The sequence below is a fragment of the Pseudomonas sp. 3B-A001-10F genome (assembly GCF_056313565.1).
In genome coordinates this window covers 14,460-27,669 of sequence record NZ_JBQYFW010000043.1, presented here as the reverse complement: position 1 = coordinate 27,669, position 13,210 = coordinate 14,460, and the positions used below count along the sequence as shown (strand labels likewise).

General features: G+C 58.5%; 13 protein-coding genes. 8 read left to right on the top strand and 5 right to left on the bottom strand.

What is annotated here, in order from left to right; genetic code table 11:
* The first annotated feature begins 187 nt into the window (after positions 1 to 187).
* From AC0ZWN_RS26330 to AC0ZWN_RS26320, 3 genes are all read left to right on the top strand, one after another.
* On the top strand, positions 188 to 937 hold the full coding sequence (locus tag AC0ZWN_RS26330) for a hypothetical protein (RefSeq protein WP_099756712.1): 750 nt from the start codon (positions 188 to 190) through the stop codon (positions 935 to 937).
* Positions 938 to 1,133: 196 nt separating this feature from the next.
* Entirely contained in the window at positions 1,134 to 2,348 is a 1,215-nt protein-coding gene (locus AC0ZWN_RS26325; RefSeq protein WP_476337258.1) for an MFS transporter, read from the top strand.
* A 140-nt stretch (positions 2,349 to 2,488) separates the two neighbouring features.
* Positions 2,489 to 3,274, top strand: coding sequence for a sulfite exporter TauE/SafE family protein (locus AC0ZWN_RS26320; RefSeq protein WP_034154648.1), 786 nt, complete (start codon positions 2,489 to 2,491; stop codon positions 3,272 to 3,274).
* 111 nt (positions 3,275 to 3,385) lie between these two features.
* On the opposite strand, the gene AC0ZWN_RS26315 is transcribed toward AC0ZWN_RS26320, so the two are convergent.
* On the bottom strand, positions 3,386 to 3,850 hold the full coding sequence (locus AC0ZWN_RS26315; protein ID WP_116256021.1) for a GNAT family N-acetyltransferase: 465 nt from the start codon (positions 3,848 to 3,850) through the stop codon (positions 3,386 to 3,388).
* Between the two features lie 208 nt (positions 3,851 to 4,058).
* Here AC0ZWN_RS26315 and AC0ZWN_RS26310 point away from each other — a divergent pair, with 208 nt between their 5' ends.
* Positions 4,059 to 4,622 carry a DUF4174 domain-containing protein gene (locus AC0ZWN_RS26310; RefSeq protein WP_476337255.1) on the top strand — a complete coding sequence of 188 codons (564 nt, stop codon included), beginning with the start codon at positions 4,059 to 4,061 and terminating at the stop codon, positions 4,620 to 4,622.
* 155 nt (positions 4,623 to 4,777) lie between these two features.
* Here AC0ZWN_RS26310 and AC0ZWN_RS26305 read toward each other — a convergent pair whose 3' ends face one another.
* A complete protein-coding gene (locus AC0ZWN_RS26305) occupies positions 4,778 to 5,998 on the bottom strand; it encodes an AAA family ATPase (protein WP_476337253.1) in 1,221 nt (406 codons plus the stop codon).
* A 421-nt stretch (positions 5,999 to 6,419) separates the two neighbouring features.
* On the opposite strand from AC0ZWN_RS26305, the gene AC0ZWN_RS26300 reads away from it, so the two are divergent.
* Both AC0ZWN_RS26300 and AC0ZWN_RS26295 read left to right on the top strand, forming a co-directional pair.
* Positions 6,420 to 6,710 carry a DUF6124 family protein gene (locus tag AC0ZWN_RS26300; RefSeq protein ID WP_408980808.1) on the top strand — a complete coding sequence of 97 codons (291 nt, stop codon included), beginning with the start codon at positions 6,420 to 6,422 and terminating at the stop codon, positions 6,708 to 6,710.
* A 16-nt stretch (positions 6,711 to 6,726) separates the two neighbouring features.
* Positions 6,727 to 6,993: a hypothetical protein gene (locus tag AC0ZWN_RS26295; protein WP_476337252.1), complete on the top strand. Its 267-nt coding sequence runs from the start codon at positions 6,727 to 6,729 to the stop codon at positions 6,991 to 6,993.
* A gap of 99 nt (positions 6,994 to 7,092) precedes the next feature.
* Here AC0ZWN_RS26295 and ampC read toward each other — a convergent pair whose 3' ends face one another.
* A complete protein-coding gene (gene ampC / locus AC0ZWN_RS26290; protein ID WP_476337251.1) occupies positions 7,093 to 8,259 on the bottom strand; it encodes a class C beta-lactamase in 1,167 nt (388 codons plus the stop codon).
* Positions 8,260 to 8,419: 160 nt separating this feature from the next.
* On the opposite strand from ampC, the gene AC0ZWN_RS26285 reads away from it, so the two are divergent.
* Positions 8,420 to 9,292: a LysR family transcriptional regulator gene (locus tag AC0ZWN_RS26285; protein WP_476337250.1), complete on the top strand. Its 873-nt coding sequence runs from the start codon at positions 8,420 to 8,422 to the stop codon at positions 9,290 to 9,292.
* 122 nt (positions 9,293 to 9,414) lie between these two features.
* Here the strand turns inward: AC0ZWN_RS26285 and gudD are convergent, their stop codons facing one another.
* Both gudD and AC0ZWN_RS26275 read right to left on the bottom strand, forming a co-directional pair.
* Positions 9,415 to 10,758 (bottom strand): glucarate dehydratase, encoded by a 1,344-nt coding sequence (gene gudD / locus AC0ZWN_RS26280; protein ID WP_122597342.1) that lies wholly within the window; start codon positions 10,756 to 10,758, stop codon positions 9,415 to 9,417.
* A gap of 39 nt (positions 10,759 to 10,797) precedes the next feature.
* Positions 10,798 to 12,144 (bottom strand): MFS transporter, encoded by a 1,347-nt coding sequence (locus AC0ZWN_RS26275; protein WP_476337248.1) that lies wholly within the window; start codon positions 12,142 to 12,144, stop codon positions 10,798 to 10,800.
* Between the two features lie 345 nt (positions 12,145 to 12,489).
* On the opposite strand from AC0ZWN_RS26275, the gene AC0ZWN_RS26270 reads away from it, so the two are divergent.
* Positions 12,490 to 13,203 carry a FadR/GntR family transcriptional regulator gene (locus tag AC0ZWN_RS26270; protein ID WP_093433993.1) on the top strand — a complete coding sequence of 238 codons (714 nt, stop codon included), beginning with the start codon at positions 12,490 to 12,492 and terminating at the stop codon, positions 13,201 to 13,203.
* Positions 13,204 to 13,210 lie beyond the last annotated feature (7 nt).

The window sequence follows — 13,210 nt, the reverse complement described above, 5'->3', positions numbered from 1 at the left end:
ATCAGGTGAAAATTTATAGCTGATTAATCGTTTATTTCAACAATAAAGACAGACTAAATTGCAGGTCGTGGCAGGTGGAAGGACGACCGGGCATTCGGTGCACTGCACTTTTTCGCAATCGGCGGCTCTATCCATGGCCAGGATGCGGTGACTCCCGCCGCACAGGAATGTGCCTGTTCGAGATTTCATGCCGAGAGCTTTTGCCCTGATCGCTGCTTTTTTCCGCCGCCCGTGCCTGTTGCTGGCCTGTTTGTCGTCGCTGCTGTTCAGCGGTTGCAGTCACCAGGACGGCAACGGCTTCTTCAATCAGATGCGTGAAGGGCAGCCGCAGGAGTTCCTGCAGACCAGCGTCGACCGCATGGCCACGTTGGCGATGCGCGACAACCTCAGCAGCCTCTATCGCTTGCAAGCCAAGCTGTACCTGCGCAACCCGGACGAGCTGCGCAAGTCAGGGTTCCTCAACATCCATGCCGCTGTGAAGCAGGTGCGGATGGCCGTGGAGCAGCAACAGCCGTTGCCGGTGCTTGGCGGTCGAAAAGATCTGGCGGCGCTCAGCTATGCGATGAGTCCAGAGTTTCTCGGCGACCGTGTCGGCGCGTTCATCTATGCCATCGGCAGCATGCTGGTCACCGCCCATGGCAATCGCACTGAGTTCTATATGACCGATGCGATCAACCCGACGTTCGTTCACAACGCTGCACGCAATATCGAAAAAGCCACGTGGATTTTGTCCCAGCGGCAGAACAAGGAAGGGCAGCCGCTGCTGTTTTCAAATGAGATCTCGGAGGAGGGCAGCAACCTGAGCTTCGCCACCGAGTTCGGCAAAATCGTCGCGCGCCTGGACCTGATCACGCAGATGCTTGATGAGCGTTATCGGCGGATCGGCCTCAATTACGCGCAAAGTCTGCTCTTCCTGAACTTCCTGCCCGTGCAGTGAGTTCCACGAAAACCTGGGGAGTGCAGAGATCAAATGTGGGAGCGAGCCTGCTCGCGAAAGCGGTAGATCAGTCAACACTTCAGTGCCTGAAAGAGCGCACTCGCGAGCAGGCTCGCTCCCACATTGATCGAATAGTGAAGGTGGTTTTTGTATACAATCCGTCACCGCTATTGATCAAAATGGAGCCGCCCCCGTCATGACCGACCCCGCCAGCGCCGATTTCAGCCGCGTCGACCGCACCGCCCGTGCGGACAAACTGCCCTATGCCGCGTTGCTGGCGTTCGCCATGACCGGCTTCATCGCCATTCTCACCGAGACCCTGCCTGCCGGACTGCTGCCGCAAATCGGTGCCGGGCTCAACGTCAGCGAAGTGTTCGCCGGGCAACTGGTGACGCTGTATGCACTGGGTTCGATTGTCGCGGCGATTCCGCTGACCGTCGCCACACGCGGCTGGCCTCGGCGCCGGGTTTTATTGATGACGGTCGGCGGGTTTCTGTTGTTCAACACCGTCACCACGTTCTCCAGCCATTACGGTTTGACCCTCGCCTCGCGCTTTCTCGCCGGGATGGCGGCGGGGCTGTCGTGGGGGATCATGGCCGGGTATGCGCGCGGCATTGTGCCGGTGCATCAACAGGGTCGAGCACTGGCGATTGCCATGCTTGGCACCCCGGTGGCGCTGTCACTGGGCACGCCGGCGGGGACGTGGCTGGGCAATCTGATCGGCTGGCGTGCGTCGTTCGGGATCATGTCGGCGCTGGCTCTGGTGCTGGCCGCGTGGATCGTGATCGCGGTGCCGGATCGTCCGGGGCAGGCCAGTGACGAGCGTCTGCCGCTGCTCGAATCGATGCGCCTGCCGGGTGTGCGACCGGTGTTGTTCGTGGTGCTGACGTGGATGCTCGGACACAACATTCTCTACACCTACATCGCGCCGTTTCTGATGCAGGCCGGACTGGCTGACCGGGTTGATCTGGTGCTGTTGGTGTTTGGCCTGTGTTCGCTGGGCGGGATCTGGATCATTGGTCTGCTGGTGGATCGCTGGTTGCGCTGGCTGACGTTGATCAGCCTCGCGGTGTTTGCGTTGACCGCGCTGGTGTTGGCAGTGGCAGCGCCGTCACCGCTGATCATTTATGCCTGCATGGCAGTGTGGGGCCTGTCGTTTGGTGGCTCGGCCACGTTGCTGCTGACCTCGGCGGCGGACTCGGCCGGTGATCACGTCGACGTGGTGCAGGCGATGCTCACCACGTCCTGGAACGTAGCGATTGCCGGCGGCGGCTTGTTTGGCGGGTTGTTGCTGGATCGGGCCGGGGCGATGTCGTTTCCGTGGGCGTTGCTGATTTTGTCGCTGATCGCGCTGACCACGGTGTGGGTCAACAAACACCACAGCTTCAAACCGGGTCGAAGGGTGCATTAACTCTGGAAACCACCGCTCCCACAGGGATAATTGTGGTGAGGTCGATATGGCATAACGATAGACCGCATCGATATATGTGGTTATAAGAAAAATCGCTATGCTGCGGGCTAGATTTTCCTGTCGTTTTTCTGGACGGTTTAATGGAATTGGCAAATTTCGGCCTGGTGATTGCCGGGCTGGTGGTGGGGTTTATTGTCGGCATGACCGGTGTCGGCGGTGGTTCGTTGATGACGCCGATCCTGCTGTGGTTCGGCATCAACCCGGCAACGGCGGTGGGCACTGACCTGCTGTACGCCGCCATTACCAAATCCAGTGGCGTCCTCGTTCACCGCAAAAACAAGAACATCGACTGGGCCATCACCGGTTGGCTGACCCTCGGCAGCGTGCCGGCGGTGGCGATGACCTTGTGGTTCCTCAGCACTCTGCACACCGCGCCGGACGCGATGAATGCCATCATCAAGCAAGCGCTGGGCTTCGTCCTGTTCGCCACGGCGCTGGCGATCTTCTTCAAGAAGCGCTTGCTCGACTTCGCCCACAAACGCGCCGGCGGCAACTACAACCCGAGCGGTTCGCGCCTGAACGTGATGACTGTGATCACCGGTCTGATCCTCGGCACCATGGTCGCCCTGACCTCGATCGGCGCGGGCGCCCTGGGCACCGTTGCGCTGTTCATCCTCTATCCGCTGCTGCCGACCCGCCGTCTGGTCGGCACCGAAATCGCCCACGCCGTGCCGTTGACCCTGGTTGCAGGCCTCGGCCACGCGAGCATGGGCAATATGGATTGGGGGGTGCTGGGCTTCTTGTTGGTCGGCTCGTTGCCGGGCATCTGGCTCGGCAGCCATCTGACCGGACGCATCTCCGATGAAGTGCTGCGCCCGTGCCTGGCGACGATGCTGGTGCTGATCGGCTACAAACTGGCGTTCTGATCCGGCCCCGCCAAATACGGTCTCATGTAGGAGTTGCCGCAGGCTGCGATCTCTTGATGTTGTTTTTAAAGATCAAAAGATCGCAGCCTGCGGCAGCTCCTACGGGGTGTCTTACCGGCGGATGGCGTACTTCATCACCGTCACCGGCAAATCGTCGTAGACCAGCTCTTCAACCACTTCCCAACCCAGCCGCGCATATAGCGACTGCGACGTGTCGGTGTAAAGATACAACTCAGGCACACCCAGCGCCGCCGCTTCTGCAACCACTCGATTGACCAGTTGCGAAGCAATCCCGCGACCGCGTTCCTCAGCCTTCACATAAACGCCTGCCAGCCACGGCGTCAGATTCGGGCGCAGCTTCAGATCGCTTTCGATCAGCAGCGCGCCGCCCAGCAAACGTGAACCCTCAAGCGCTACCACCACGCTGGGCACTGCGCCTTTGCCGCAGGATTCGCGCATGTGTTCGATACGGTCCTCGACGGTTTGCCCGGGGCGAAACTCGCCCCACTCCTTGAAGTTGAGCGTGGCCAGTTCTTCGATCAATTCGGGGTGATCGCACAGGTAATCGATGTGCATGCGGCTGAACTCCATTCCATTGGCAGAACCACCACCCTAATGCGGTCATAAAAGGTAATCAAATCCGCGTTGCGATCACCTCGGATATGTTGCGCAATGTCGCGCCTGTCCTAAGCTTCTGACTAGGCGGAAGATATTTGCCGGGTTGTCCCGGAACAATCGCCACGATGCGCAATCATTAGAGCGTGGATATCAAAAGGAGATGCGCATGCTCATCAGGTCATTGACCCTGACACTCTTGCTGGCGATTGCCGGCCCCTTGTTCGCCGCTGACAACGATTCGCCCATCGCCGGGGACATGGGCCGCGCCCGACCGCTGATCGTGATCGCACAAAGCACGGTCGACCCCGTGTGGATAGGCCTTAAAAAGTCGCTGGAAGACCCCGCGAACAAAAAAGGCGTAGCCGACCGCAACATCAAGGTCTACACCATCCTCAACATGTCCGGCCAACTCGACGGCAAGGACATGGGCCAGCAAGACACCATGGCGCTGATCCGCGCATTGAAACTTGGCGCCGGCGCGTTACCCAAAGTGATTTTGGTGGGCAAGGATGGCGAGAAGAAACTGGAAAGCTCCGGGGACGAATCGAAGTCGGTGGATTTGAAGAAGATCTTTGACACCATCGATGCCATGCCGATGGCTGAGAAGGAAGCGGCCGCTGCGGCTCAGGCGCCAGTTGCTGCTACGCCGGAACCTGCCAAAGGCGCGAAGAACGCGAAGCCGACCAAGCCTGCGAAACCGAGCAAGCCGCCGGAAATGCCGGATGATTGATCGCGCTGTCACTGAATAAAACGCGTCCCCTGTAGGAGTGAGCCTGCTCGCGATAGCGGTGTATCAGTCACCATCAGCGTTGACTGATACACCGCTATCGCAAGCAGGCTCACTCCTACATATTTGCGGACACCGAAGCCCTCACTGCAACCTGTCTACCCACGGCTATCGCCCTCATCAAGCAGGTAAACCAGCACACCTTTGGTATCACCTACGACCAATGGAGAATGCGTGGTCAGCACGAACTGGCAATTGGGAAAGGTCGTGCTTAATTGCGCTATCAGACCGAGCTGCCATTGCGGATCCATGCGCAATTCCACATCGTCGATCAGAACAATGCCATCGCCGTGCAGCGGGTTGTCCATCGATGGATTCATCATCGCCAGACGCCTGGCCATGTCACCCACCAACGCAATCATCGACTTTTCGCCAAGGGAGAGCTGAGTGACATTGAATGTCGCGCCATGCTTGTCGATAGCCATATGCAAGTGCGGTTTGCGTTGCACGCGCAGGTTAGTGAAGTCCGGCATGAATGCAGTCAGGGCCGAACGAACGGCAGTCAATTGGCGATCGCGAGTGGAGGCTTTCACATTGGCCAGCGTTTTCCAGGCGTCGCTGTCCGTACCGAATTTTTCCGCGATTTCGGCCAGTGCGGTATCGGAAATCCCGTCTTCGTTTTCGCTGTCTTCGCGTTCGCGGAACCATTCGAAAAAACTGCCAAAATCGGCACCCCCGTGAAAACTGGTGTCGTAGCCGTCGAGTTGATCGAAGGCTTGTTTGCCGCTGATTTTCAGCGGGACTTCTAAAACGCAACGTTCGGCCGGGTAATAAGCGATCAGCGGGAGTGAGGCACTATCGTCGGCGGTGAGTTGAGTGCGGTAGTGGTCTGCAAGCAGTCTGACTTCGTTTAAATATCCACGGCCCGAAACAGCACCTTCTTGGCGACTTCGGGCAGCGCCCCATACGAACAATTCGTTTTCGGAACCCGCACCACTCTCAGCTGCGCGCGGATGTGAAACGTCGGTGATGCCAATCGAGAGGACGGCTCCTGAGGCGCCGTTGCGAATATCTTCATCGACAAGGTATTTGCCATTGCCTTTATTGGAGCGAATTTTTGCGATCAGCCAGCTCAGACAAATATTCAGGGATTTGAGAATGGTGGTTTTTCCGCTGCCGTTGTTTCCCACCAGCACCGTGATGTTCGAACGATGTGTCGGGGTAGGGGCAAACTGAATATCCATGTCGCCAAAGTGTCCGACATCCGCAAGCTTCAAACTTTTGATTTCCATCATTGCGCCCTTCGAATGGCTGTTTTTTGCCCGACGCCATCCTCGTCCAAAGATTGACTCGATGCAGTGTAGATACAACAAATTCATTCGCTAATCCAAAGTCGTTGCAACATGTGCCGGCGGAAATGTCTGACACAAACCCCCTTCAAGTCCCGTGGATTTTTCCTGCAAGTCGCGGCGGCGGTGATGAACTGGTGGGGTTGGGGGAGGAGGGATAGTCTTCTTGGGCCGCTGCAAAACACAGTGGTCGGGTGTGGAAGTCCGGTGATTCCCGAGAGCGCATTGCGCCTGTAAACACATGTTGGTGGTTTTTATGCCAACATTGTTTGCTTATGGCAGCGATGCGCAGGAGCACTCTCGAGTGCACCGGGTTCCTCGGGTTTCCCCGGACTTCCACACCTGCGCAAAGCTGCCACCCTCTCGTGGAAGTGAGTTCGGCAGTTTTTTCTCTAAATGTCCCGAGGATTTACTAATGAAAAAACACACTCCAAGTCCCCCCGAATCCCCCATGGATTCTGGGTCCTTCGACGCCAACAACCCTCGCTTACGCAACCCCCATCACCCCGATCCCATCAGCCACCTCTTCACCATCCTCCCCGATATCGATACGCCCACGCTGCTCTGCCACGCTTGTGAAACTCTCGCTTCACTCAATGTCCTGACCACCGACCTGGCCGCTGAACTGCAAGGTTCAGCGCGCAGTCTCGCCCTGTCGATTCAGCAGTTGGCGGTGCTCGGCGAGTTGCTGGTCAACCGTGCGCTGGACAATCTCGATCCACCGGCGGCGACGCAACATTGAACAGGGAGGTTCAAACATGACGCGATACATTCCGCTGACCGGGATCGACTGCAAGATTCCCGCTCTGCTGATCGACAGCGAAGCACCGGTGGATGTGCTGCACGGCACAGCGGCTTACCGTTTGCGTTGTGTCACGCAACTTATGGAGACACTGGCGCTGGGGGATGGCAAGGGCCAAGACGCTTTGCTGCTGCAGGATTTCGCCAGGGTGATGGCGATTCCGTTGCGTGACAGTTGCGACTTGATGGATGTCATCGGCTGGAAGTTGCAGGCACAGCTTTAACGGATGAAACGAAAAGATCGCAGCCTGCGGCAGCTCCTACATCGACCGAGTGAAAACCCGATCTTGTAGGAGCTGCCGCAGGCTGCGATCTTTTGATTTTCAGTCAGCGACAGCGCTGAGGATTTTGTGGGCGATCTTCACCCGCTCAGGAATCGGGAAGTTCTTGTTGGCCATGATTACGATGCCCACGTCCTCGCTCGGCACAAACGCCACGTAAGTCCCGAAACCACCGGTAGAGCCAGTCTTGTTGATCAGCACGTCATGCGGCTGCGGTTGCGGCGGGTTCAGCCACTGCACCTTGTGCGGCTGCATGGCCATTTCCGTCGAGTTGCCCGCCAGCAAGCGATCAAGGCTGATCGGGTAGCGGTACATTTCCCAACCCAAACCCTGAGTCATATCGCCGACCGTGTAGTAACCGGTGTGGGTGTTGGCAATGGTTTTTTGCAGTACCGCTTCCAGCGTTTCAGGTTTCAGGTTGGCCTGCACGTAACGCAGCATGTCCACTGCGCTGGTTTTCACCCCGTAGGCCTGCGAATCCAGCGCACCGGGCGTGACGCGCACCGGTTTGCCGTTTTTGTCATAGCCCTGGGCATACAGGTCCATTTGCGCGGCAGGCACGCTGAGGTAGGTGTGCTGCAAACCGAGTTTCGGCAGCAGGGTTTGCGTCATTGCTTGGTCAAACGGCTGGCCGAGGCTTTTCGCGGCCAGATAACCGAACAACCCAAGGCTTGGATTTGAATACTGGCGATGGCTGCCGGCGGGATATACCGGTTTCCACTGTTGGAAATAGCCGAGCATCTTGTCAGGCGAATCCGCGTTGTCCGGAAATTGCAGTGGCAAGCCGCCGGCGCTGTAGGTGCCCAGTTGCAGCACGCTGATGTTGTCGAAGGTGCTGCCTTTCAGATCAGGCCAGAGCTGGCTGGCCTTGGTCGACAGGTCGAGTTTACCGGTCGCCAGGGCGTAACCGGCGAGGGTGGCGGTGAAGGTTTTGCTCACCGAGCCGATTTCGAACAAGGTGTTTTCGCTGACTTTTTGCCCGGTGTCTTTACTGGCGACGCCGTAGTTAAAGTAATGCGCCTTGCCGTTGATGGTCAGTGCTACGGTCAGGCCGGGAACGTTCTGTTGCTGCATCACCGGCGTCACCGCTGCGTTGACCAGCGCTGACAGTTGCGCATCGTCGGGTACTGCGGCGAAGCAGGCACTAGCGCCGAAGAGCAGTCCGTAAGCGGCGCAGGAAATGACTTTGCTCGATTGAATGGATGACATGAATGAACCACTCTCCATGAGTGTTGATGACGGTATCCCGCTACACTGCGGGCGATTTCTGTGTTTGGCGACTGATCAGCGCCGCCAATTTAGTCAGCGCGGCGCCAATCGACAAACGACGAAAACTCGCACGAGCCATTAGAAAAACTTGGGACTGGGTATGATTCGACCGCAATTGCCGCTCAACGCGCTGCGTGCCTTTGAAGCGTCCGCGCGTCATTTGAGTTTCACTCGCGCCGCCGTGGAACTGTGCGTCACGCAAGCGGCGGTCAGCCATCAGGTGAAAAGCCTCGAGGCGCAACTCAACGTCACCCTGTTCAAACGCCTGCCCCGTGGGCTGATGCTGACCAGTGAGGGTGAAACCTTGCTGCCGGTGCTGAGCACCTCCTTCGATCACATCGCGCAGATTCTGGAACGCCTCGCTGGCGGACAGTACCGCGAAATGTTGACCGTTGGCGCGGTGGGTACGTTCGCCGTGGGTTGGCTGTTGCCGAGGCTGGCGGACTTCCGGATGAAACATCCGCTCATAGATTTGCGGCTGTCGACCAACAACAATCGCGTGGATGTCGCCGCTGAGGGTTTGGATTACGCCATTCGCTTCGGTGCCGGGGCGTGGCATGGCATTGAGGCGACACGTTTGCTCGATGCGCCGCTGTCGGTGTTGTGCGTGCCGGAGATCGCTCGGCAATTGCAATCGCCGGGGGATTTGCTGCAACAAACGCTGCTGCGTTCCTATCGCACCGATGAATGGCCGGAGTGGTTTCAGGCGGCCGGGTTGGCGACCCAGGCTGCGCCACCGCAAAGCATTGTGTTCGACTCGTCGCTGGCGATGATGGAGGCTGCGTTGCAGGGCAGTGGTGTGGCGTTGGCGCCACCAATGATGTTCGCCCGGCAACTGGCGGCGGAGGCGATTTGTCAGCCGTTTGCGATTGAGATTACGACGGGGAGTTACTGGTTGACGCGGTTGCAGTCGCGTCCCGAAACGGCGGCGATGATGGCGTTCAAAACCTGGCTGCTGCAACTCTCTGGTTAACGCAAAACCCTTGTAGGAGTGAGCCTGCTCGCGATAGCGGTGTGTCAGTCAAAATTGGTATCAACTGACACACCGCTATCGCGAGCAGGCTCACTCCTACAGGGACCGTGGTGGATTGGAGATCAGCGCACCAGACACGGCCGCTTGTTATCGAACTTCCAGCCCGGAATCAAAAACTGCATCGCCACGCTGTCATCCCGCGCGCCGAGGCCCATGCCTTTATATAGCTCATGAGCCTTGGCCACCTGGTCCATGTCCAGCTCGACACCCAGCCCCGGTTTTTTCGGCACCTGCACCAGACCATCGACGATTTGCAGCGGCGCCTTGGTCAACCGCTGGCCGTCCTGCCAGATCCAGTGGGTGTCGATCGCGGTGATCTCGCCCGGTGCGGCGGCAGCGACATGGGTGAACATCGCCAGCGAGATATCGAAGTGGTTGTTGGAATGCGAACCCCAGGTCAGACCCCACTCATGGCACATTTGCGCCACACGCACCGATCCCTGCATGGTCCAGAAATGCGGGTCGGCCAGCGGGATGTCCACTGATTGCAACTGGATCGCATGACCCATTTCACGCCAGTCAGTGGCGATCATATTGGTGGCGGTTTTCAACCCCGTGGCACGACGGAACTCAGCCATCACTTCACGACCGGAATAACCGTTTTCCGCGCCGCACGGGTCTTCGGCGTAGGCGAGCACCTGATGCTGGTCGCGGCACAAACGAATGGCCTCTTTCAGTGACCACGCGCCGTTCGGATCGAGAGTAATCCGCGCATCAGGAAAACGTTCGGCCAGCGCCGTCACCGCTTCGATTTCGGCATCGCCACTGAGCACGCCGCCCTTGAGTTTGAAGTCCTTGAAACCGTATTTCGCGTGGGCCGCTTCGGCGAGGCGCACCACGGCTTCGGCAGTCATGGCCTTCTCGTGACGCACGCGGAACCAGTCGTTGTCGGCGTCCGGTTCGCTGCGGTAGGCGAGGTCGGTTTCGCGCTGATCACCGACGTAAAACAGATAACCGAGCATCTTCACTTCATCGCGTTGCTGACCTTCGCCGAGCAGCGCCGCCACCGGTACATCGAGATGCTGACCGAGCAGATCGAGCAGTGCGGCTTCAAGACCTGTGACCGCGTGAATGGTGATGCGCAGATCGAATGTCTGCAGGCCACGGCCACCGGCATCGCGGTCGGCAAAAGTCTGGCGCACTTGATTGAGGATCTTCTGATACGTGCCAATCGGGCTGCCGACCACCAGGCTGCGCGCGTCTTCCAGGGTCTGGCGAATACGCTCGCCACCGGGTACTTCACCGACGCCGGTGTGGCCGGCGTTGTCCTTGAGGATGACGATATTGCGGGTGAAAAACGGCCCGTGGGCGCCGCTCAGATTGAGCAGCATGCCGTCGTGACCGGCCACTGGGATGACTTGCATGTCGGTGATGATCGGAGCTTTGGCGGTGTCGTGTGCGGTCATGTTCTTATCCTTTTAATACGCAATCTTTAACAATGGACGTCAGGCGTGTTTCGGCGCGGTCTCGACCACGGCGATGTCGGCAGCAGGTTTCGGTGTGGTGCGCGCGAAGAAGACGATGATCGCGGCGATGATCGAGGTCGCGGCCAGCCCATAGAGGCCGCCCTGAATCGAGCCGGTGTGTTCTTCGAGCAGGCCGAACGTAGTTGGCGCGACGAAGCCGCCAAGGTTGCCCACCGAGTTGATCAGCGCGATCACCGCCGCAGCGATGCGCGCATCCAGATACGCCTGCGGAATCGGCCAGAACAGCGATGAGGCGGATTTGAACCCCAGCGCAGCAAAGCAGATCGCAACGAAAGCAAAGATCGGCCCGCCGGTGGTCGACATGAACATCCCCGCAGCGGCGATCAACAGGGCGGTGGCGACCCACGCCTGTTGGTGTTTCCACTTGGCCGAGAACGAGGCGAAGGCGTACATGCCGATGATCGACAGCAACCATGGAATCGAGTTGAACAGACCGACCTGGAAGTCGCTCATCTCGCCCATTTTCTTGATGATGCTCGGCAGCCAGAAGGTTGCCGCGTAGATGGTCAACTGAATGAAGAAGTAGATCAGGCAGAACAGGATGATCTGGCGGTCCTTGAGCAGTTTGCTCATCGATGGCCGGATCGGCGTCGCGGCTTCGCGGGCCTTCTGTTCAGCATCGATGGCGTTGACCAATGCATCCTGTTCGGCGCGGGTCAGCCATTTCGCGTCGTGGGGTTTGGCGTCGAGCCAGAACCAGACGAACACGCACAGGCACACGGAAAACATCCCTTCAATGAAGTACATCCATTGCCAGCCGTGCATGCCCAACCCGTTGATTTGCAGGAGCAGACCGGACAACGGGCCGGAGATCAACGAGGCCACGGCGGAGCCGCTGAGGAAGATCGCAATCGCCTTGCCGCGTTCGGCGCCGGGTAACCAGCGGGTGAAGTAGTAGATCACCCCGGGAAAGAACCCGGCCTCGGCCACGCCGAGCAAAAAGCGCAACACGTAGAAGTGGGTTTCGTTCTGGATGAAGGCCATGCCGGCGGCGACCAGGCCCCAGGTGAACATGATGCGGGTCAGCCAGATGCGTGCACCGACTTTCTGCAGCAGCATGTTGGAGGGGACTTCGAACAGCGCGTAACCGATGAAGAACAGGCCGGCGCCGAAGCCATAAGCGGCGGCACCAATACCGAGGTCATGTTCCATGTGAGTGCGGACGAAACCGATGTTCACTCGGTCAATGTAATTGACGATGAACATGATCACGAAAAGCGGCAGGACGTGGCGTTTCACTTTCGAGATGGCGGACGCGAGTGTCGAATCGACGCCCTCGTTCATCCCGGAGACGGAGGTTTTCACTTGGTTTTCTCCCACTGATTATTTTTATGCGGGGTAGGGCAGGTGCTGCGTTGTTGCTAGACATCATACAACTGAGAAATTTTGTCCTACAAGTAGGGTTGGCCGATTATTTTTCTCTGGGATGCCGGTTTTTTATGCTTTTTTGCGTTAATGACCAATGTTTGCTGGGTTTTTTAAGGCGTAGAACATCGCGTCACCCCCAGGGAGACACGGTTCTGTTTGTCAGGAGTGTTTGAAGGTATTTCCGTTTATTTGAGTGTTGTCATACAAGTTGAGCCGCTAGACTCAATTTCGTCATCCCCGCAGGATGCTACGATCCACAAGCCCCGATCACCGGAACCGATCATGCAAGAAGACCTCGACGCTCCCGCCCGTAAACGTGCGCACAACCTCGCCCATGACCTGGTGGAGAAGCTCACGCAAAGCATCCTGCTCGGCCAACTGTCGCCCGGCGACAAGCTGCCGTCAGAGAATTCCATCGTTCAGGAACACGGTGTCAGCCGCACGGTGGTGCGCGAGGCGATTTCCAAGTTGCAGGCCTCCGGGCTGGTGGAGACGCGCCACGGCATCGGCACCTTTGTCATCGAGCGTGTTGCGGAGCAGGGCTTACGCCTGAATGTCGACACGGCGCTCGGTGTGCGCAGCATTCTCGAACTGCGTCTGGGCCTGGAAACCCAAGCGGCGGCGCTGGCGGCGCAGCGGCGCACGGAGGCGCAAGTGCTGCAGATGCGCCAGGCGCTGGATGACTATCAGCGTCTGCTGGACAACAACGACAGTTGCGTCGAAGCGGATCGGCGCTTTCATCTGCTGATTGCCGAGGCCACCGGCAATGTTTGCTTCAGCGAGATCATGCAGCACCTGGGCAGCGCGATGATTCCGCGTCACCGGCTCAACGCCGCCGAGCGCGGTGCAGCGGATCTGAGCAAACTTGGGCAACTGGCTCATCTGGAGCACGAGGCGATTCTGAATGCGATCAAGCGTCAGGATGCGGACGCCGCGCGCGCGGCCATGTGGCTGCATCTGACCAACAGCCGCGACCGGTTTTCCGCGCGGGGTTGATGGCCGT